The organism is Streptomyces kronopolitis (assembly GCF_050953795.1).
Classification (GTDB): Bacteria; Actinomycetota; Actinomycetes; order Streptomycetales; family Streptomycetaceae; genus Streptomyces; species Streptomyces kronopolitis_A.
In genome coordinates this window covers 688,975-708,571 of record NZ_CP191850.1, presented here as the reverse complement: position 1 = coordinate 708,571, position 19,597 = coordinate 688,975, and the positions used below count along the sequence as shown (strand labels likewise).

Annotated in this window: 17 protein-coding genes; 13 read left to right on the top strand and 4 right to left on the bottom strand. The window is 73.3% G+C overall.

Annotated elements, in window-relative coordinates:
* The first annotated feature begins 36 nt into the window (after positions 1–36).
* Genes sbnB through ACQP17_RS02665 form a run of 4 tightly spaced genes read left to right on the top strand, consistent with a single transcriptional unit; the run spans position 37 to position 5,388 of the window.
* Positions 37–1,038, top strand: coding sequence for a 2,3-diaminopropionate biosynthesis protein SbnB (sbnB, locus tag ACQP17_RS02680; protein ID WP_433854755.1), 1,002 nt, complete (start codon positions 37–39; stop codon positions 1,036–1,038).
* A complete protein-coding gene (locus ACQP17_RS02675; protein ID WP_433854754.1) occupies positions 1,035–2,906 on the top strand; it encodes an FAD/NAD(P)-binding protein in 1,872 nt (623 codons plus the stop codon). The genes sbnB and ACQP17_RS02675 overlap by 4 nt, the downstream gene beginning before the upstream one ends.
* Positions 2,903–4,105: a trans-sulfuration enzyme family protein gene (locus ACQP17_RS02670; protein ID WP_433854753.1), complete on the top strand. Its 1,203-nt coding sequence runs from the start codon at positions 2,903–2,905 to the stop codon at positions 4,103–4,105. Before ACQP17_RS02675 ends, ACQP17_RS02670 begins: the two co-directional genes overlap by 4 nt.
* A complete protein-coding gene (locus ACQP17_RS02665; RefSeq protein ID WP_433854752.1) occupies positions 4,102–5,388 on the top strand; it encodes a benzoate/H(+) symporter BenE family transporter in 1,287 nt (428 codons plus the stop codon). Before ACQP17_RS02670 ends, ACQP17_RS02665 begins: the two co-directional genes overlap by 4 nt.
* Positions 5,389–5,505: 117 nt before the next feature.
* On the opposite strand, the gene ACQP17_RS02660 is transcribed toward ACQP17_RS02665, so the two are convergent.
* Positions 5,506–5,832, bottom strand: coding sequence for a hypothetical protein (locus ACQP17_RS02660; RefSeq protein WP_364881355.1), 327 nt, complete (start codon positions 5,830–5,832; stop codon positions 5,506–5,508).
* Positions 5,833–5,993: 161 nt separating this feature from the next.
* On the opposite strand from ACQP17_RS02660, the gene ACQP17_RS02655 reads away from it, so the two are divergent.
* Entirely contained in the window at positions 5,994–6,947 is a 954-nt protein-coding gene (locus ACQP17_RS02655) for a hypothetical protein (protein WP_433854751.1), read from the top strand.
* A 98-nt stretch (positions 6,948–7,045) separates the two neighbouring features.
* Positions 7,046–7,864 (top strand): SDR family NAD(P)-dependent oxidoreductase, encoded by an 819-nt coding sequence (locus ACQP17_RS02650; RefSeq protein WP_433854750.1) that lies wholly within the window; start codon positions 7,046–7,048, stop codon positions 7,862–7,864.
* 20 nt (positions 7,865–7,884) lie between these two features.
* Here ACQP17_RS02650 and ACQP17_RS02645 read toward each other — a convergent pair whose 3' ends face one another.
* On the bottom strand, positions 7,885–9,054 hold the full coding sequence (locus ACQP17_RS02645; RefSeq protein ID WP_433854749.1) for an NAD(P)/FAD-dependent oxidoreductase: 1,170 nt from the start codon (positions 9,052–9,054) through the stop codon (positions 7,885–7,887).
* The gene (locus tag ACQP17_RS02640) at positions 9,051–9,371 is read right to left on the bottom strand and encodes a bifunctional 3-phenylpropionate/cinnamic acid dioxygenase ferredoxin subunit (protein ID WP_433854748.1); all 321 of its coding nucleotides are present in this window, start codon (positions 9,369–9,371) and stop codon (positions 9,051–9,053) included. Before ACQP17_RS02640 ends, ACQP17_RS02645 begins: the two co-directional genes overlap by 4 nt.
* Before the next feature lie 215 nt (positions 9,372–9,586).
* On the opposite strand from ACQP17_RS02640, the gene ACQP17_RS02635 reads away from it, so the two are divergent.
* The 6 genes from ACQP17_RS02635 (at position 9,587) to ACQP17_RS02610 (ending at position 16,840) form a co-directional block, all read left to right on the top strand.
* The gene (locus ACQP17_RS02635; protein ID WP_433854747.1) at positions 9,587–10,699 is read left to right on the top strand and encodes an S-(hydroxymethyl)mycothiol dehydrogenase; all 1,113 of its coding nucleotides are present in this window, start codon (positions 9,587–9,589) and stop codon (positions 10,697–10,699) included.
* Between the two features lie 75 nt (positions 10,700–10,774).
* On the top strand, positions 10,775–13,312 hold the full coding sequence (locus ACQP17_RS02630) for a GcvT family protein (protein WP_433854746.1): 2,538 nt from the start codon (positions 10,775–10,777) through the stop codon (positions 13,310–13,312).
* 74 nt (positions 13,313–13,386) lie between these two features.
* On the top strand, positions 13,387–14,562 hold the full coding sequence (gene solA / locus ACQP17_RS02625; protein WP_433854745.1) for an N-methyl-L-tryptophan oxidase: 1,176 nt from the start codon (positions 13,387–13,389) through the stop codon (positions 14,560–14,562).
* Positions 14,559–15,713, top strand: a complete 1,155-nt coding sequence (locus ACQP17_RS02620) for an aromatic ring-hydroxylating oxygenase subunit alpha (RefSeq protein ID WP_433854744.1) — start codon at positions 14,559–14,561, stop codon at positions 15,711–15,713. The genes solA and ACQP17_RS02620 overlap by 4 nt, the downstream gene beginning before the upstream one ends.
* Before the next feature lie 38 nt (positions 15,714–15,751).
* Complete coding sequence (locus tag ACQP17_RS02615) at positions 15,752–16,132, top strand: ArsR/SmtB family transcription factor (protein WP_433854743.1); 381 nt, start codon at positions 15,752–15,754, stop codon at positions 16,130–16,132.
* 81 nt (positions 16,133–16,213) lie between these two features.
* Complete coding sequence (locus tag ACQP17_RS02610; RefSeq protein WP_433854742.1) at positions 16,214–16,840, top strand: GntR family transcriptional regulator; 627 nt, start codon at positions 16,214–16,216, stop codon at positions 16,838–16,840.
* Between the two features lie 16 nt (positions 16,841–16,856).
* Here the strand turns inward: ACQP17_RS02610 and ACQP17_RS02605 are convergent, their stop codons facing one another.
* A complete protein-coding gene (locus ACQP17_RS02605) occupies positions 16,857–17,651 on the bottom strand; it encodes a carbon-nitrogen hydrolase family protein (protein WP_433854741.1) in 795 nt (264 codons plus the stop codon).
* A 322-nt stretch (positions 17,652–17,973) separates the two neighbouring features.
* Between ACQP17_RS02605 and ACQP17_RS02600 the strand changes: the two genes are divergently transcribed.
* Positions 17,974–19,569, top strand: a complete 1,596-nt coding sequence (locus ACQP17_RS02600) for a zinc ribbon domain-containing protein (protein WP_433854740.1) — start codon at positions 17,974–17,976, stop codon at positions 19,567–19,569.
* The last annotated feature ends 28 nt before the right edge of the window (positions 19,570–19,597 follow it).

Genomic DNA, 19,597 nt, shown 5'->3' with positions numbered 1-19,597 from the left:
GTTTCTCGGGCACCGGCCCGAGAGGGGGGAATGACCGTGTTCAATTTTGAAATCGTCGCCGGTGAAACGGTGCGCAATGTCCTGCACGGGAGACGCGGCGAGGTGCTGGATATCGTCGGCAAGGCCTATCTCGCGCATGAGGCCGGGGATTCCGTCAACCCGGACAGCTATTTTCTCCGCTTCCCGGAAAAGCCGGACTCCCGGATCATCGCGCTGCCCGCCTACCTGGGTGCCGATGTCCAGCTGGCAGGCATCAAGTGGATCGCGAGCTTCCCGGGCAACACGCGGATCGGCGCCCCGCGCGCCTCGGCCGTCCTCGTGCTCAACGACTACGAGACCGGCTACCCGATCGCCTGTCTGGAGGCCGCGAGCATCAGCTCGGCACGCACCGCCGCCTCCGCGGCCGTCGCGGCGACCGCGCTGCGCCCGGACGGCTTCCAGGGCACCCGGATCGCCGTGGTGGGCGGCGGCGTCATCGCGCGCAACATCTGCGACTACCTGCACGCCGCCGGCTGCGCCCCGGACGCCTACCTCGTCCACGATCTCGACGAGGCCTCCGGCCAGGCCCTCGCCGGCCACCTCCGCACCACCCAGGACCGCCCGGCGTCCTTCACCGCCGACCTCGGCGCGGCGCTCGCGGCCGACACCGTCGTCTTCGCCACCACCGCCCTGGAGCCCTATGTCACGGAGCCGTTCAGGCCCGGGCAGCTCGTCCTCAACATCTCCCTGCGCGACCTGGCGCCCGAGGTGATCCTGGCGGCGGACAACATCTTCGACGACGTCGAACACTGCCTCAAGGCCAACACCTCGCCGCATCTGGCCGAGCAGCGCTCCGGTGCCCGCGAGTTCGTGACCGGCACCCTCGCCGGAGTGCTCAACGGCGAGGTGAAGCTCGCGGCGGAACGCCCGGTGGTCTTCTCGCCGTTCGGCCTGGGCGTGCTGGACCTGGCCGTGGGAGCCTTCGTCCTCGGCGCGGCCCGCGAGGACGGCACCACCATCGAGGTGCCCAACTTCTTCGGGGAGACGCGCCGGTGGTGAGCCACATATCCCCTTCCGACAGCCACATACCGTCCTCCGTCGCCCTCGTGGGCGCCGGATCGCGGGGGCTGGGCGTCTTCGAGCGGCTGGTCGCCCACTGCCTGGAACGACCGGCTCCGCTCACCGTCCACCTCATCGACCCTCAGCCCTTCGGCGCCGGATTCCATCTGCCCGCCCAGCCCGACCACCTGCTGCTCAACACCGTCTGCGGACAGCTCTCCGCCTTCGCCGACCCGCAGATGGTGGACGGCCCCGCTCCGGTCCGCGGCCCGTCGCTGCACGCGTGGTGCCGGAGCCGGGATCTGCGGCTGGCGGACGACGGCTACACCGTGCGCCCGGGGGAGGGGCGGGAGATCGAGCCGGGCGACTTCCTGCCGCGGCGGCTGCTGAGCGAGTATCTCGCCTGGGCCGCGGGCGAGATCGCAGGCGCGGCCCCCGCGTGCCTGACCCTGATCCGGCACCGTACGACCGCCGTCGACATCCGCCCCGGCGGGCCGCGGACCGAGACGGTGGTCCTCGCCGACGGCGGCCGGATCGAGGCGGACGCGGTGTTCGTCACCGTCGGCCACCACTCGCTGTATCTGCCCGCGGCCCCGGCGCCCGATCCCCGCCTGGTCACCCGCCCCTACCCGCTGCCCGCGGCGCTCGACGGCATCGGGCCGGGCGAGCGGGTCGCCGTCCTCGGCATGGGACTGACCGCCATGGACGTCCTCGCCACGCTGACGCTGGGCCGCGGCGGCAGGCACCTCCCGGGCCCCGAGGGGCTGCGCTACCTGCCCAGCGGCCGGGAGCCCTCGATCGTCCTCACCAACCGCTCGGGGCTGCCCGCGCGCAGCCGCCCCCGTCTGCGCCCGGGGCGGGTCCGCTTCGCGCCGCTGGCGCTGACCACCCGGCGCCTCGACGAGATCCGGGCCGGCAGGCCGGACGGCCGTCTCGGCTTCACCCGCGACGTGCTGCCGCTGGTCGAGGCCGAGATGGAACTCGCCTACTACCGCACCCTGCTGGCCCGCACGCACGGCGATGCCATGGGCGCCGGGACGGAGCTGGCCCGGCGCTGCGCACGCGACGGCCACCCGGCGGTGCTCGGGGAATTGCGCGCGGAGTTCGGCCCCTGCCCGGTGACCGGTCTGCTGTCCGCGGAGCTCGTCGACCGGCGGTGGACGGGCCACGACGCCTACCGCGACTGGTTCACCGCGGAGGTCGCCGCCGACCTGGCCGAGGCCAGGGAAGGCCTCGGCGCCGCCCCGCTGAAGGAAGCCCTCGAAGTGCTGCGCGATCACCGCGATGTCCTGCGCGCGGTCATCGACCCGCCCGGCGTCGACGACGCCTCGCTGGCCGCGTTCTTCGGGGAGTTCGCCCCGACGGTGAACCGGCTGGTGATCGGCCCGCAGCTGGACCGTTCGGCGGAGCTGCTCTCGCTGCTCGACGCCGGGATCGTCCGGCTCGGCCCCGGCCCGCGGCCCAAGGTCGTCGCACCGGCCGGGCAGGGCCCCTGGCGGCTGGAATCCACCTGCCTGGACCGGCCGTTGCGGATGGAGGTCGACCACGTCGTCCAGGCGCACGTGAACGAGCCCGGCGCGGACCGGGTGGCCGGCTCCCTGCTCGGCACGCTCGTGGCCGCCGGCCGGGTCCGCACCCTCGCCCACCGCGGGACGGCCGTGCCCGGACTGGACGTCACCCGCGAGGGACGGGGCGTCGACCGCACCGGCACCCCGCAGCCGCGGCTGTTCTTCCTCGGTCCGCACACCGAGGGATCCAGCTACTACAACCACTACGTCCCCTCGCCCGGCGTGCCCTCGCGCGCCCTGCTGGACGCCGAACTCGCCCTGCGCACCGCCCTGCCGTCTCTGATCACGAGGACCCGATGAACACCAGCGAGACCTACACGCCCTGGACCCAGGAGTACCGCCCCGAGACCCGCGCCGCACAGGGCGACGGCTGGCGCTGCCCGACCACCGGCGCCGTGCCGCCCCCGATCAGCCTGGGCGTCACCTACGCCCGCGACAGCGACTACCGCTCGCCGGCCGGCCTCGCGTACCTGCGCGACCAGGGCACTCCCGGGTACGAGCAGGCCGAGCAGGTGGTGGCGGGCCTGGAGGGCGGCTCGGACGCGCTGCTCTTCTCCTCCGGGATGGCCGCCGCCACCGCCGTCTTCCAGGTACTGCCGGCCGGTGCGCGGGTCGTCGTCCCGCAGACCATGTACTTCGGTCTCACCAAGTGGCTGCGGGAGTTCGGCCCGCAGCGCGGCCTGGACGTGGTCCAGGTGCCGATGAACGACCTGGACGCGGTCGCGGCCGCCGTGGACGCGGCCCCGACCGCCCTGGTGTGGGCCGAATCCCCGGCGAACCCCACCTGGCTGGTGACCGACCTCGCCGGCTGCGCCGAGATCGCCCACCGGGCCGGCGCGCTCTTCGGCGTGGACAACACCGTCCCCACCCCGGTGCACGCCCGGCCGTTCGACCTCGGCGCCGACCTGGTCATGCACTCGGGCACCAAGTACCTCAACGGTCACACCGATGTCGTCGCCGGACTGCTCGTCAAGGCACCGCGGAGCACCGAGGCCCGGGACGCGATCTGGGAGCGGCTGCAGCTGCACCGCCGGCTGACCGGCCCGATCCTCGGCCCGCTGGAGACCTACCTCCTGGTGCGCGGCATCCGCACGCTCTTCCCCCGCATGCGGCAGATCTCCGCCACGGCGATGACGGTGGCCGAGCACTTCGCCGCCCATCCCCTGATCCGGCGGGTCGCCTACCCGGGCCTGCCCACCGACCCCGGACACGAGATCGCCGCCCGCCAGATGACCGGCGGATTCAGCGGCATGCTCTCCCTGCACGTGGACGGCGCGTGGCAGCGGTCCCTGCGCGCCGCCAACCACTGCGAACTCTTCATCCGCGCCACGTCGTTGGGAAGTGTGGAGAGTCTGATCGAACACCGCTATACCTTCGAGGGGCCGGACAGCACCTCACCGAAGGACATGCTGCGCCTGTCCATAGGTCTGGAGAGTCCCGCAGACCTCGTCGCCGACCTCGAACAGGCCCTCGAAAAGGCCGTGAAGGAAGACCGTTGAGCGCAAAGATCCCCACCCCCCACCCCGACGCCGCACCGCCGGACACCACGGGTCCGCAGGGCGCGGCGGGGCCCGCCCCGGACGGCGGGCCCCGTCCGGGGTTCCTGCACGACGTCTCGCTGTCCGCGGTACTGGCCGGCTTCGTCGCCGTCGTCGTGTCGTACTCCGGACCGCTCGTCATCGTGCTCGCGGCGGCCTCCGCCGGGCATCTGAACACCGCACAGACCAGCTCCTGGGTGTGGGCGATCTCCATCGGCAGCGGTCTGACCTGCATCGCGCTGAGCCTGCGCACCAAGATGCCGGTGATCACCGCCTGGTCGACCCCGGGCGCCGCCCTGCTGGTGACGAGCCTGGGGGCGTACTCCTACGCGGAGGCCGTCGGGGCCTTCCTCGTCACCGGACTGGTGATCACCCTGGTCGGCCTGACCGGGGTGTTCGGCTGGCTGATGCGGCAGGTGCCCACCGCCGTCGTCTCCGCGATGCTCGCCGGCATCCTGTTCTCGTTCGGCACCGGAGTGTTCACCTCGCTCAAGACCGCGCCGCTCCTGGCCGGTTCGGTGCTGCTCGCCTACCTCCTGGCGAAGCGCTGGCTGCCCCGCTACGCCGTCCTGGTGGCCCTGGCGGTGGGCGTCGTGGCCAGTGCGGCCGGCTCCCGGCTGGACGTCCACCTCGACCGGATCGAGCTGGCCAGGCCGGTCCTGACGACCCCGGACTTCTCGGTCGCCTCGCTCATCGGGATCGCGGTGCCGATGATCCTGGCGACGCTCGCCTCGCAGAACGCCCCGGGCATGGCCGTGCTCACCGCGTCCGGCTACCGGCCCAAGGACCGGCTGCTGATCGGCTCCACGGGCCTGGTCTCCACGGTGCTGGCGCCGTTCGGCTCGCACGCCATCAACCTCGCGGCGATCACCGCGGCCATCTGCACCGGCCCGGAGTCCCACCGCGACCCCAAGCGCCGCTACGTGGCCGGGGTGTCCTGCGGCGCGTTCTACCTCCTCATCGGCGCGTTCGGCTCCACGCTCGTGGTGCTGTTCGCCGGGCTCCCCAAGGAACTCGTGGCGGCGGTCGCCGGGGTGGCGCTGCTCGGCGCCCTGGCCGGCGGCCTGACCGGGGCGGTGAAGGAGGAGAAGGACCGCGAGGCGGCACTGATCACCTTCCTCGCCACCGCCTCCGGCGTCAGCCTCTTCGGCATCGGATCCGCGTTCTGGGGGCTGCTCTTCGGCGTCCTCGCGCACCTCGTCCTGACCCGCTGGCGCCGTACGCCCACGCCCGCCGCGGCCTGAGCCGGGCCACGCGGGCGCCCCGTGGGCCCGCCGGACACCTCCGGGTGCCCGGCGCGGCCCCGCGGGCACCGGCAGGCGCGAGGTAGCAGGACGGCCGGCCGCCGGGCCGGGTGTGCCTCAGACGTCCAGACGGGCGGGACGGGCCGGACGGGCGGCGGGAACCTGCCTCCTCTGCGGCAGCACATCGGGGGCGCGGTGCGGCCGCAGGGCCGTCAGGGCCCGCTCGGTCTCCTCCATCAGCGCGCGGTAGGAGACCAGCCGCTGCCACTCCGGGTCGGCGACCCCGGGCACGGTGCGCGCACGCTCCGTCCAGAGCTTCGCCATCCCCGCGTACAGGGGTGTCTGGCGGACGATCTCCGCGGTGAGCCATCGCGGAACGGAGCCGGGGCGGGGGAGGGACGTCTGTCCGTGACCTGCGACGGTGCCGGAAGAGGGGACGCTCATGGCCGTAGAAACGATTCTTCCGGCATGTGGTCACGACGTATTTTCTCAACTGCCCGGGATTCCCCGTGAAGGCGGGGACGGCTCCCTCTCGAATATCACCTTATGCAGTGATCTATAGCTGGGAAGCAGTCCAATACGGACGAAGGAACGTTGTCGCAGTCATGGAACCGAGGGAGTTGTGGGAGCGCCACGCGGTACTCGCACAGGCGTTTTGCAGCAGCGATGACGAGGTCCGCCGTACGCAGGGGCTCCTCGACGAGGCCGAGGCCCGTCGTTCCCGGACCCTGGCCGCCTTCGCCGTGACCGTGGGCAGCGACGCCGTGGTGGCGGACCTGCTCGGCCTGGAGGAGCGCGAAGTGCGCCTGGCCCGGCGCACGGTGGGCAAGGACGACGCCCGTGCGGTCGCCCAGAGCCTGCTGTCCCAGCCCGCGTGCGAGCAAACCCCCGCGCAGCCGGCCGCCGCAGCCCCCGCGGGCCCGTCCCCCGCGAGTCAGCCCACCGCGGGCCCGCCGGCCGCGAGTCCACCGCCCACGCCGGCCCCGGCCCCTGCCCCGGTCGCGGCGCCCCAGCCGGGCATGTCCCCGCCCGGCATGTCCCCGCCCGGCGAACCGGCCTGGGCGCCGGCCCTGGACGCGGTCCTGATGAGCAGCTGGCAGGCCGGCGTCGACCTCACCGCGCTGGCCACCGAACTCGGTCTCGACGTACGGATCCTGGTGGCACGGGCGCAGCAGCTCACGGCCGAGAGCCGGCCCGCGCCGCCGCCGGACCGGATCGGCCGGCACCGCCGCCTCGTCAACGTCCCGCCGCCCACCCCGCAGCCCGAGGCCCCCCACGCGGCCTGGCGCGAGCGGCCCGCGCAGGCACGGGAGTACTACGAACAGGAACCCTGGAAGCAACACCCGTATCAGAACTACCCGGAGCATCAGCAGTATCAGGAGTACCGGGTGTACGAGCAGCAACCGCAGCAGCACTACTACCAGCAGCCCTCCCAGGGCTCCTGGGACGCCAACGCCATCACCGCCGCCCAGCACGACTGGGACGGCATCCTCAGCCAGTGGGAAGCCACCACCTCCACCATTCCGCCCCTCTCCGCACCCGGGCAGCAGGGCACATGAGGAGGGCGCGGGGCGCGGTGGGATGCCACGCCCCGCCCGGGACGCGCCCGTAGGATCGCGGAGGCGGCGGATGACCAGGACCGGAGGCGTGAACGGGCATGACGGATGAGCGGGTGGTCCTGGTGACGGGGGGCGGTACGGGCATCGGCGCGGCCACCGCGCGGCTGCTGCGGGCGGCCGGGCACCAGGTGGTGATCTCCGGTCGCCGGCCCGAGCCGCTGCACCGGCTCGCCGAGGAGACCGGAGCGCTGGCGCACCCCGCCGACGCCGCCGACCCCGACGCGGTGCGAGGGCTGGTCGAGGCGGCCGTGTCCGCGTACGGACGGCTCGACGGGCTGGTGCTCAACGCCGGGATCGCCCGCGGCGGCGCGGTCGGTGAGCTGTCGATGGAGGACTGGCAGGCCGTCATGGCCACCAATGTCACCGGCCCCTTCCTGCTGCAACGCGCGGCGCTCCCGCACCTGCTGGCGGCCCGTGGCGCGGTGGTCGCCGTGGCCTCGGTCGCCGCGCTGCGCAACGGTCACGGCAACCCCGCCTACGCGACGTCCAAGGCGGCCCTGCTCCAGCTCTGCCGCTCGCTCGCCGTCGACTACGGGCGGGACGGGCTGCGCGCCAACATCGTCTGTCCCAGCTGGGTGCGGACCGAGATGGCCGACGGGCGGATGGCGCGCTTCGCCGAGGAGGCCGGGCTCGCGGGCGGGGTGGACGCCGCGTACGAGGAGGCCACCCGGCTGCTGCCGGCCGGCCGCGCCGGTCAGCCACGGGAGGTCGCGGAGGCGATCGGCTGGCTGCTGTCGCCGGCGGCCTCCTTCGTCAACGGCGCGGTGCTGACCGTCGACGGCGGCGCGACGGCGGGCGACCCGGGCGGGGCCGCGTTCCGCTACCACATCGAGCCGCGCGACGCCGACGGGAGTTGAGGCACCGGCGGCCGGGCGGGTCAGGTGGCGGCCGGCTGGGCGGCGCGGGCCAGGGCGCGGCGGTGCCGCATGAACGGGCGCGGGCGGTTGAGGGCGAGGACCGCGGTGGGGTGCCCGTCGCGTTCGTAGCAGGCGAGGAAGCTGCGGTCGTCGGGCGAGCCTTCGAGGACGCGCGGGGTGTCGCCGGGCAGCCGCCGGCCCGCGAACTGGATGCGGACGCCGTACTGGTCGGACCAGAAGTAGGGCACGCCGCGGTGGGTCCTGACGGTGCGTCCGGCCAGCAGGTTGTGTGCGGCCGTGGCGGCCTGTTCGGTGGCGCTGGTCCAGTGCTCGGCGCGGGTGCCGTCCACCCTGGCGACATCGCCGACCGCCACGACCCGGGGCAGCGGGGTGACGCAGCCCGCGTCGCAGCGGACCCCGTCGTCGAGCGGCAGCCCCGAGCCCGCCAGCCAGGCGGTGCGGGGCCGGACGCCGATGCCGGTGACCACCACCTCGGCGGGCAGCAGCCGGCCGTCGGCCAGTTCGACCCCGGTGACCCGGCTCCCGGCGCCCTCGCTGCGCAGCCGGGCGACGCCGGTCCCGGTGCGGAGGGTGACGCCGTGGTCGGCGTGGAGGGCGGCGCAGACGGTGGCCATCGCGTCGCCGAGCTGGGGGACGAGGGGGAGCGGGGCGGCCTCGACCACGGTGACGTGATGTCCGAGGGCGGCGCAGGAGGAGGCGACCTCGGCGCCGATGAAGCCGCCGCCGATCACCACGACCCGGACCGGGCCGCGGGAGAGGTCCGCACGCAGAGCCTGCGCGTCGTCGAGGGTGCGCAGGGTGTGCGCGCCGGCGGGCGCCGGGCCGGGCAGGCGAAGCGGGGCGGCGCCGGTGGCGAGCACCACGCCGTCGGTGGTCAGGCGCCGTCCGCCGTCGAGGAGCACCGTGCGCCCGCCGGTGTCGAGTCCCGTGGCCTCGGTGCCCAGCAGCCATTCGGCATCGAGTTCGGCGATCTCCTCGGCGTCGGCCAGGGCCAGTTGGTCCGGGCCCGTCGCGCCGGTGAGCAGGTCCTTGGACAGCGGCGGGCGGTCGTAGGGGGCGTGCTGCTCGTCCCCGACGATCACCAGCCGGCCGTCGAACCCCTCGGCGCGCAGGGCCCGGGCGGCATAGAGGCCGGCCAGCGAGGCCCCGATGACAGCGACCGTCTTCATGCGGCGGTGCCCTCCTCGGCGGCGTGCTGGACGTAGATCATGCCGTCCTCGACGGTCACGGGGTGGGTGCGCACGGCCCGGCGGGCGGGCAGGCAGGTCGCCGCCCCGGTGCGCAGGTCGAACGCCGCGGCGTGCAGCGGGCATTCGACCAGACAGCCCTCCAGCCAGCCGTCCGCGAGGGAGGCGTCCTGGTGGGTGCAGGTGTCGTCGATCGCGTAGAGCCGCCCCTCGGCGTGGAAGACGGCGATCGGCGGTGCGGTGTCGATGCGTACGGATTCGCCGGCGGGCAGATCGGCGAGACGGCAGACAGGAATCACGGGACCCCCTGGATCATCGAGTTTCGCGGTGCGCACGATGGAGCGCTATGCGCAACAGAATCCAGTCGCTGGGCTCACGCGTCAAGCGGTCCGGAGAAAAGCCGGCCGGCGCGTGAAGAGCGCGCCCGCACCCCCTTGACGGTGCCGGTCCGCGTTCTCACTATGTCTCTCATCGCGCAACGAGTCGTGCACTACGCAACACGGAGGGGTAGGGCATGCCACACGAAGTCCAAGCCGTCGTCGCGGCGGAACCCGGCGCACCGGTCGCGTTGCGGACGATCCTGGTGCCCGATCCCGGCCCGGGAGACGTGCTGGTCGCCGTGCAGGCCTGCGGGGTCTGCCACACCGATCTGCACTACCGGGACGGCGCGATCAGCGACGAGTTCCCCTTCCTGCTCGGCCATGAGGCGGCCGGTGTGATCGAGGCCGTCGGCCCCGGGGTCACCGCTCTCGCCCCCGGTGACTTCGTCGTCCTCGCCTGGCGGGCGCCCTGCGGCCACTGCCGTTCCTGCCGCCGGGGCCGGCCCTGGTACTGCTTCGACTCCCGCAACGCCTCCCGGCCGATGACCCTGCCCGGGGACGCCTCCCGGACGAACTCCGGGGGCGGCACCCCGCTCAGCCCCGCGCTCGGCATCGGCGCCTTCGCCGAGAAGACGCTGGTCGCCGCCGGACAGGCGGTCAAGGTCGACCCGCACGCCCGCCCCGAGGCCGCCGGACTCATCGGCTGCGGGGTGATGGCCGGATACGGCGCCGCCGTGCACACCGGCGCGGTGGGCGGCGGGGACACCGTCGCCGTCATCGGCTGCGGCGGGGTCGGCAACGCGGCGATCGCCGGCGCCTCGGTCGCCGGCGCGCGCCGGATCATCGCCGTCGACATCGACGACCGCAAGCTGGCCGGCGCCGCCCGCTTCGGCGCCACCCATACCGTCAACTCCCGGGGTACGGACGCCGTCGAGGCGGTCCGCGGCCTCACCGGCGGCCACGGCGCGGATGTGGTGATCGACGCGGTGGGCCGCCCGGAGACCTACACCCAGGGCTTCTTCATGCGCGACCTGGCCGGCACGCTGGTCCAGGTCGGCGTCCCCGAACCCGGCATGCGCGTCGAGCTGCCGCTGCTCGACCTCTTCTCGCGCGGTGGCGCGCTGAAGTCTTCCTGGTACGGCGACTGTCTGCCCAGCCGCGACTTCCCGGTCCTCATCGACCGCTACCTCAGCGGGCGGCTCGACCTCGACGGCTTCGTCACCGAGACGATCGCCCTGGACGAGGTGGAGTCCGCGTTCGACACGATGCGCGACGGCACCGTACTGCGCTCCGTCGTGCTGTTGTAACGGCGTTACAGCCACCCCTGAGCCGCCATCCTCACCACCCGCCCTACCACCCCGACCAGCAGCAGGAGGAGGGGCATGTCCCGCACGCCCGCACACCGTTCCCGCGTGGTTGTCATCGGCGCCGGCATCGTCGGCGCCTCCCTCGCCGACGAGCTGACCGCCCGCGGCTGGACCGAGGTCACCGTCCTCGAACAGGGCCCGCTGCCGGCCCCCGGCGGCTCCACCTCACACGCGCCCGGCCTGGTCTTCCGTACCGGCCCGTCCAAGACCATGACCGAGTTCGCCGTCTACACCGCCGAGAAGTTCGGCGCCCTCGACGTCGACGGGCTGCCCTGCTTCCACCCCGTCGGCGGGCTGGAGGTCGCGACCACCGAGGCCCGCTGGGCCGACCTGCACCGCAAGGCCGGCCTCGCCGCCTCCTGGGGCGTACACGGTGAACTCCTCACCCCGCGACGGTGCAAGCAACTGTGGCCCATGCTGGACGAGACCCGGCTGTACGGCGGCTTCCACACCCCCGACGACGGACTGGCCCGGGCGGTGCTCGCCTGCCGCGCCCAGATCGCCCGCGCCGAGAGCCGCGGCGCCCGCTTCCTGGAGCGGCACACCGTCACCGGCATCGAGCAGGCCGACGGCCGGGTCACCGGCGTCGTCACCGACCGCGGCACCTTCCCCGCCGACCACGTCGTCTCGGCCGCCGGCTTCTGGGGCCCGGTGATCGGTGCGATGGCCGGAGTGGACGTCCCGCTCCTCCCGCTGGCCCACCAATACGCCACCACGGATCCGCTGCCTCAACTCGCCGGCCCCCGGGGGGAGGTCCTCTCCCCGGGTGAAGCCGGGAGGCCGGGAGCCGAGGAGAGTCTGCCGATCCTGCGCTTCCAGGACCGCGACCTCTACTTCCGCGAACACCTCGACGCCGCCGGGCGCCGCCTCGGCATCGGCTCCTACGCCCACCGCCCGATGCCCGTCGACCCCTTCACCGTCCCCGCCTATGACGACGCCCCCACCATGCCCTCGTCGCTGCCCTTCACCCCGGACGACTTCGCCCCGAGCTGGCAGGACAGCGTCGGCCTGCTGCCCGCGCTGGCGGACTCCCGGGTGGCCGAGGGCTTCAACGGCGTCTTCTCCTTCACCCCCGACGGCATGCCGGTCCTCGGCGAATCCCGTGAACTGCGCGGATTCTGGCTCGCGGAGGCGGTCTGGGTCACCCACTCCGCGGGCGTCGCCAAAGCCGTCGCCGAGTGGATGACCGACGGCCGGCCCGCGACCGACCTCCACGAGTGCGACCTCTACCGCTTCGAGGACGCCCAGCGCTCGCCCGCCTACCTCGCCGACCGCGGCGCCCAGAGCTTCATCGAGGTCTACGACGTCATCCACCCGCTGCAGCCCATGGACCGGCCCCGCCCACTGCGCACCAGCCCGTTCTACCCCCGGCAGCAGGAACTCGGCGCGTACTTCCTGGAGGGCGGCGGCTGGGAGCGCCCGCACTGGTACGAGGCCAACGCCCCGCTCGCCGAGGGCCTCGAACTCCCCGCGCGCGACGCCTGGTCGGCCCGTTACTGGTCGCCGATCGCCGCCGCCGAGGCGAAGGCCACCCGCGAGCGGGTCGCCCTGTACGACATGACCCCGCTGCGCCGCCTGGAGGTCACCGGACCCGGCGCCCTCGCCTTCCTCCAGCACATGACCAGCAACAACCTCGCGAAGAAGCCCGGCGCGGTCACCTACACCCTGCTGCTGGACGAGGCCGGCGGCATCCGCTCCGACCTCACCGTCGCCCGGCTCGCCCCGGACCGCTTCCAGGTCGGCGCCAACAGCGGGTCCGACCTCGACTGGCTGCTGCGGCACGCCCCCGCCGAGGGGGTCCAGGTCCGCGACATCACCCCGGGCACCTGCTGCATCGGCGTCTGGGGCCCGCTGGCCCGCGACCTCGTCCAGCCGCTCACCCGCGACGACTTCTCCCACCGGGCCTTCGGCTACTTCCGCGCCCGGCACACCCACCTCGGCCACGTCCCGGTCACCGCGATGCGGCTCAGCTACGTCGGCGAACTCGGCTGGGAGCTTTACACCACCGCCGACCTGGGACTGCGCCTGTGGGACACGCTCTGGGCGGCCGGCCGGCGGCACGGGGTGATCGCCGCCGGGCGCAGCGCCTTCAACAGCCTCCGCCTGGAGAAGGGGTACCGCGCCTGGGGCCATGACATGACCACCGAGCACAACCCGTACGAGGCCGGTGTCGGCTTCGCCGTCCGCCCCGACAAGGGCGACTTCCTCGGCCGGGACGCGCTGGCGGGCATCGGCGAGGACACCGTGTCGCGCCGGCTCACCTGCCTCACCCTCGACGACCCCTCGGCCGTCGTCCTCGGCAAGGAACCGGTCCATTCCCCCACTCTCGACTCCGTTCGAGCGGGAGGTGCCCCCATCAGCGCGCCGGCCGGCTACGTCACCTCCGCCGCCTACGGCTACACCCTCGGCCGCGGAATCGCCTACGCCTGGCTGCCGGCCGCCGTGTCGGTCCCCGGCACCGCCGTCCACATCGAGTACTTCGGAGAGAAGATCCCCGCCACCGTCGCCCGGGAGCCGCTCTTCGACCCGCAGATGGAGCGCATCCGCCGGTAGGCGGGGGCCGGCGCCCCACCACCCGCACTCCCGGTGCGCCGCACCCGCCCCCCGTACGCAGAAGGAGCAACCGCATGGCTCCCACCTACGACGTCATCGTCCTCGGCCTCGGCGGCATGGGCAGCGCCGCCGCCCACCATCTCGCCGCCCGCGGCGCCCGGGTCCTCGGCCTGGAGAAATTCGGCCCGGTACACCACCGCGGCTCCAGCCACGGCGGTTCGCGCATCACCCGGCAGTCGTACTTCGAGGATCCCGCCTACGTCCCGCTGCTGCTGCGCTCCTACGAGCTGTACGAGAAGCTGGAGCGGGACACCGGCCGTGAGATCGCCACCCTCTGCGGCGGGGTGATGGTCGGCCGCCCCGACAGCCGCACGGTGCGCGGCAGCCTGGAGTCGGCCGTGCAGTGGGACCTCCCGCACGAGGTGCTGGACGCCGGGGAGATCCGCCGCCGCTTCCCGACGCTCACCCCGGCCGCCGACGAGGTCGCCCTGTACGAGGCGCGGGCGGGCCTGGTCCGGCCGGAGTACACCGTCGCCGCCCATCTGCAGCGCGCCGGACAGGACGGCGCCGAGCTGCACTTCGAGGAGCCGGTCACCCGCTGGGAAGAGCTGCCCGGCGGCTCCGGGGTCCGCGTCCACACCCCCGAGAACACCTACACCGCGGGGCAGTTGGTGAGCTGCCCCGGCGCCTGGGCGCCCGGTCTGCTCACCGACCTCGGGGTGCCGTTCACCATCGAGCGGCAGGTCATGTACTGGTTCGCCCCCGACGGCGGCACCGCGCCCTTCGTCCCGGAGCGGCACCCGATCTACATCTGGGAGGACGACCGGGGCGTGCAGATCTACGGCTTCCCCGCGATCGACGGCCCCGGCGGCGGCGCCAAGGTCGCCTTCTTCCGCAAGGGCACCGTCTGCACCCCCGAGACCATCGAACGCACCGTGCGCGACGACGAGGTGCGCGCCATGGCCGAGCAGCTCGCCCCGCGGCTGCCGGCCCTCCCCGGCCGCTTCCTCAAGGCCGCGACCTGTATGTACTCCAACACCCCCGACGAACACTTCGTGATCACCCGGCACCCCGCGCACCCGGAGACGGTCACCGTCGCCTGCGGATTCTCCGGCCACGGCTTCAAGTTCGTGCCGGTGGTCGGTGAGATCGTCGCGGATCTCGCGCTGACCGGTGCCACCGCGCATCCCATCGAGCTGTTCGACCCCCGCCGGCCCACCGCCGCGGCCGTCCGAGGAGACCGGATATGACGACCACACCCGCCGCTTCCACCGCCACGCCCAGCCTCCTCGCCACCCTCGCCGGCCACCACTACACCGACCCGGAGATCTTCCGCCGGGAACAGGAGAAGATCTTCGAGCGGCTGTGGTTCTGCGCGGTCCGCAGCACCGACCTGGACAAGCCCGGCGCCTTCCGCACGGTCCGGATCGGCCGGGAGAGCGTACTGCTCACCCGCAACCGCGCCGGCGCGCTGCGCGCCTTCCTCAACGTCTGCCGGCACCGCGGCGCGCAGCTGTGCACCGAGGAGGCCGGCGAGGTCCGGCGCAACCTGCAATGCCCTTACCACGCCTGGACCTACGACCTCGACGGACGCCTGGTCGCCGCCCCCAACCTCCAGAAGATGCCGGACGTGGACCGCGGCGAGCGCGCGCTGGTCGCCGTCCCGCTGCGGGAGTGGCTCGGCTACGCCTGGGTGTGCCTGGCCGACGAACCCCCGTCCTTCGAGGACACCGTGATCGGCGCGGCCGTCGAGCGGCTGGGGGACGCCGCCTCGCTCGACCGCTACCGCACCGAGGGCCTCGCCCTCGGCAAGCGCCGCACCTACGACGTGGCGGCCAACTGGAAGCTCATCGTCGAGAACTTCATGGAGTGCTATCACTGCGCCACCATCCACCCCGAACTCACCGAGGTGCTGCCGGAGTTCGCCGACGGCTTCGCCGCCCAGTACTACGTCGGCCACGGCGCGGCCTTCTCCGAGGAGGCCACCGGCTTCACCGTGGACGGCACCGGGGGATTCGGCCGGCTCCCCGGTATCGAGGACGCCCAGGACCGCCGCTACTACGCGATCACCGTGCGCCCGCAGGTGTTCGTGAACCTCGTCCCCGACCATGTCATCGTCCACCGGATGTTCCCGATGGCGCCGGACCGCACCGTCGTCGAGTGCGACTGGCTGTATCTGCCCGAGGTGGTCGACTCCGGGGCCGATGTCTCCCGGTCCGTCGAGCTCTTCCACCGGGTCAACGCCCAGGACTTCGACGCCTGCGAGCGCACCCAGCCGGCCATGCACTCCCGCGCGTACCGGGCCGGCGGGGTGCTGGTGCCCAGCGAGCACCACATCGGCGTCTTCCACCGCTGGGTCACCGACCTCCTGGCGGGGGAGGAGGTGCCCCGCCAGGAATAAGTGAAGAAGTCTTCATATGTCGTCGTTAAGATGGCGCCATGGGCCACCGCATGGATGACCGCCACACCGCCACCCGTGAACGACTGGACGCGGTGGGGGCCGCGGAGGTCGCCGCCACCCTCCAGGCCCTGTCGACCCCTTCCCGGCTGCGCATCCTCGCCCGCCTCCAGGAGAGCCCCTGCGCGGTCGGCGATCTCGCCGCCGCCGTCGGGATGGAACAGTCCGCCTGCTCCCATCAACTCCGGCTGCTGCGCAACCTCGGCCTGGTCACCGGCGAACGCCACGGCCGCTCGATCGTCTACACGCTCTACGACCACCATGTCGCCGAACTCCTCGACCAGGCCCTCTTCCACGTCGAACACCTTCGGCTCGGTCTCCATGACGCTCCGTCAGAGCAGCTGAGGACCACCGGGTGTTGACCTCCGGCCCACCGTGTAGCCTGCGCATACAGGCCGTATGGGGGATTCCTGGCGGGATGTCATGAGTGGGGAGTGCGGGCGATGCAGTCGGGGCGCGAGCGGGCCTACGCCTATCTCAAGGAGAGTGTGCTGACCGACCCGGCGATGCGGGACCGCTTCCTGTCCGAGCAGGAGATCGCGGACCGGATCGGCGTCTCCCGCACCCCGATCCGCGAGGCCCTGCTGCTGCTCGCCGCCGAGGACCTGGTGCGGCTGGTACCCAAGCGCGGCGCGCACATCGCCCCGCTCTCCGGCCGGGAGATCGGCGAACTGATGGAGATGCGCGGCCTGATCGAGCGCTTCGCCGCCCGGTGCACGACCGGCCGGGGCACCGCGCCCGTCGAGGAGATGGCCGGCCACCTGGACCGGCAGGAGGCGCTGCGCGGCGAGGCCGGCGCCACGGAGTTCCACGCCGCCGGCCACCGCTTTCACGCCAGCCTCGTCGCCGCCGTCGGCAACACGCTGATGTGCCGCGAGTACGACGCCCTGCGCAGCCGCCAGACCCGGGCCGGCGTGCCCGGCCACCACGGCTCGGGCCACCGCCGGGACGAGGTCCTCACCGAACACCGCCACATCCTCGACGCGTTGGCCGCCGGGGACGCCGAGGCCGCCTGCGCGGCCATCGACCGCCACCTCCAGGAGACCCGGCGCGCCCTGCTGGCCGCCTGACCGCCGCGGCCGGCTCCTACAGCTGCCGGTTGTCCAATACCGCCACGGCCCGCCGCACGCGCAGCGCCTCCTCGGCGTCCACGTCGCCGACCAGCAGGTCCGGCGCGGCGCCCAGTTGGGCCCGCACGGTGCCGTCGGGGCCGATCAGCGCGCTGTGTCCGACCCCGTGCGGCATCTTCGCGGGGGCCTCCGGATCGACCTGGGGGTCCGGGGCGGACTGGTCGACGGCCGCGACCCACACCGTCGCGTCCAGGGCGCGGGCCCGCACCAGCAGGTCCCACTGCGCACGCTTGCCCGGCCCCGCGCCCCACGAGGCCGGCAGAACGGACACCGTGGCCCCGGCGTCCGCGTGCGCCCGGAAGAGTTCGGGGAAGCGCAGGTCGTAACACGTGGCCAGGCCCACCCGGACCCCGTCGACGTCGATGGTCACCACGCGGTCGCCCGGCGCGACCGTGTCGGACTCCCGGAAGCCGAACGCGTCATAGAGATGGATCTTGTCGTAGGACTCCTCGACCCCGGGCCCGGTGGCCAGCAGGGTGTTGGCCACCCGCCCGTCGCCGGCCGGGGTGAACATGCCCGCCACCACCGTCACCCCGGTCTCCCGGGCCACCGCGCGTACCCCCTCGGCCCACGGCCCGTCCAGCGGCTCGGCCACCGCCGCGAGCGGTTCCCCGAACCGCACCATGGCCGCCTCGGGAAGGGCCACCAGGTGGGCCCCCTCGCGTGCCGCACGACGGACGTGGTCCTGCACCGCCGCGAGGTTCTGCTTCGGATCGGTCGATGCCGTCATCTGGCACAGCGCGATACGCATCGGGCTCTCTCTTCCTTCTCTTCCTTCGTGCCGATCGGTTTCCCCGGTAGCTGTCCGCAACCCTGCCCCGGACCGGGCCCGCCGCACGCCTCGGACGGATCCCGGGCGCGTCACCCGCGCCCGCGTGCCGCGACGGCCACCCAGGCCATCCTGCCTCCGGACCGCCCGGTGCCGCGCGCCGGGCGCCGCCGCGGGCGCGTGCGGCGCGCGAGATGTCGGTGCTCTGTAACGGTAGTGACTCGAAGAGTGACTCTGACGTCGCCTCAGCTGTCTTTGTGGTGCACTTTTCGGACGTGAGGTCGTCTCATTTCACGGGGGAGCGATGACGCATTCGACGGCGTGCGCAGGATGCGGCCAGGGCCTGGATCCGGGGGCCGCGTGGTGCGCCAAGTGCGGTGCGGCGGCCGGGCCCGGCGACCGTACCGCGACGATTCCGATGCCCGCCCGTCCCGCGCCGGAGGCGTCGACCGCGGCCACGGCACCGCTCGCCACGGGAGCCGGCCGCGACCGCACCGCCGTGCCGCGGTGGGGCGGCGGCCGCGACGTGACCCGGTACATCTGCGCGGCCGCCTACCTGGACCGTGAATACGCCAAGTCGCTCATCAAACAGGTCGCCGCGGAACCCCGGCTCGGGGTGGCGCCCGCCCCGGCGTGCGACGTGCCCGTGGCGCTGCGGCACGCCTACCTCGCCAACACGCGCCGCCACGGCCGGGACCTCGTGCTGACCGTCCTGCTCCTGCTGGCCCTCGTCTTCACCCTCTGGGTCGGCGACGGCGGCCTCACCCTGCTGGTGCTGTTCCTCGCCTGGGTCACCCTGTTCTCCTTCGAGCTCTCGACGCGCTACGGCCGTCATCTGCAGAGCCTGCGCCCGGACCGGTTCGACCCCGCGGACGCGCCCGCACCCCTCAACGACGACATCGCCACCCGCCTGCGGCAGATCGGCGCCTACGCCGGCGGGAACGTCACCACCTACAGCGGCTATTCACCGTTCATCGGCTACGGCCTCACCCGCGACTCGTGGTCCCTGACCTTCGACGTCACCACCTCGGGCCGGCCCGAGGGCCGGCCGCGGGAGTTCGACGTGGCGGATCTCTACGCCCACATCGCCGCACGGGTCGCCACCCTCGCCCTGCCCTGCCTGGAGATCGAGGAGCGGGTCTTCGTCGACGGCGGGTCCCTCCTGACGGACCCGCGGTTCCTGCCCGATCCGCTCGGCCGGCCCGTCGCCCGGATTCCGTCCGCGCTGCTGGACTCGCTGAAGCGGACGCCGGAAGAGGGGGCGCGCCCCTACCTTGCCGTGCACTCCACCGGCTGGGGCGGCGAGGCGGTCACCTCCCTCTTCCTGCGCTTCGTCCGCTCGGACTCCCACCTCTTCGTGGAGGCGGTCCCGACGGTGCTGTACCCGCTGCGCGACCGCTACCGCGTCATCGACACCCTGATGCCCCGCCCGTCCGTGTCCGAGGTCTTCACCCTGCTGTCCGAAACGCTGGTCAGCACCGTGTTCGTGCTGCTGGCCGCGCCCGTGCGGGCGGTCTCGGGGTTCGCGCCCGACTACGGGTTGTCCCGGCGTCTGCGCCGGCAGCACAAACTGATCACCCGGCTGCGCCGCTTCGACTACGGGGCACGGCAGAGCGTGCGGCGGCAGGCGGCCGCCACGGAGCACAGCCGCTACTTCCAGAAGGCCGACAGCGGCATGGTCGTGAAGACCGTCGAGAAGCGGGTCCTGGACGCGCTCGTCGAGTTCGCCGAGGAGCACGGAATCGACGTGGGCGAGCTGGTGCAGCGCCAGCAAATGATCATCAACAACGGCATCATCGCGTCCGGCGGGGGGCGGGTGGACTCCAGCGCCGTCGCCTCCGGCGACAGGTCCCGCGTCTCCACGGTGCTGGGCAAGATCCCGCTGCTCAACCTGGACTGACACACCGCGTAGGGATACCGCGTAGGGA

Excerpts from the sequence above, each read along its gene's own strand:
- ACQP17_RS02670 (WP_433854753.1), top strand. The coding sequence starts at position 2,903 with ATGAACACCAGCGAGACCTACACGCCCTGGACCCAGGAGTACCGCCCC.
- ACQP17_RS02660 (WP_364881355.1), bottom strand. The coding sequence starts at position 5,832 with ATGAGCGTCCCCTCTTCCGGCACCGTCGCAGGTCACGGACAGACGTCC.
- ACQP17_RS02655 (WP_433854751.1), top strand. The coding sequence starts at position 5,994 with ATGGAACCGAGGGAGTTGTGGGAGCGCCACGCGGTACTCGCACAGGCG.
- ACQP17_RS02650 (WP_433854750.1), top strand. The coding sequence starts at position 7,046 with ATGACGGATGAGCGGGTGGTCCTGGTGACGGGGGGCGGTACGGGCATC.
- ACQP17_RS02645 (WP_433854749.1), bottom strand. The coding sequence starts at position 9,054 with ATGAAGACGGTCGCTGTCATCGGGGCCTCGCTGGCCGGCCTCTATGCC.
- ACQP17_RS02635 (WP_433854747.1), top strand. The coding sequence starts at position 9,587 with ATGCCACACGAAGTCCAAGCCGTCGTCGCGGCGGAACCCGGCGCACCG.
- ACQP17_RS02630 (WP_433854746.1), top strand. The coding sequence starts at position 10,775 with ATGTCCCGCACGCCCGCACACCGTTCCCGCGTGGTTGTCATCGGCGCC.
- solA (WP_433854745.1), top strand. The coding sequence starts at position 13,387 with ATGGCTCCCACCTACGACGTCATCGTCCTCGGCCTCGGCGGCATGGGC.
- ACQP17_RS02620 (WP_433854744.1), top strand. The coding sequence starts at position 14,559 with ATGACGACCACACCCGCCGCTTCCACCGCCACGCCCAGCCTCCTCGCC.
- ACQP17_RS02615 (WP_433854743.1), top strand. The coding sequence starts at position 15,752 with ATGGGCCACCGCATGGATGACCGCCACACCGCCACCCGTGAACGACTG.
- ACQP17_RS02610 (WP_433854742.1), top strand. The coding sequence starts at position 16,214 with ATGCAGTCGGGGCGCGAGCGGGCCTACGCCTATCTCAAGGAGAGTGTG.
- ACQP17_RS02605 (WP_433854741.1), bottom strand. The coding sequence starts at position 17,651 with ATGCGTATCGCGCTGTGCCAGATGACGGCATCGACCGATCCGAAGCAG.
- ACQP17_RS02600 (WP_433854740.1), top strand. The coding sequence starts at position 17,974 with ATGACGCATTCGACGGCGTGCGCAGGATGCGGCCAGGGCCTGGATCCG.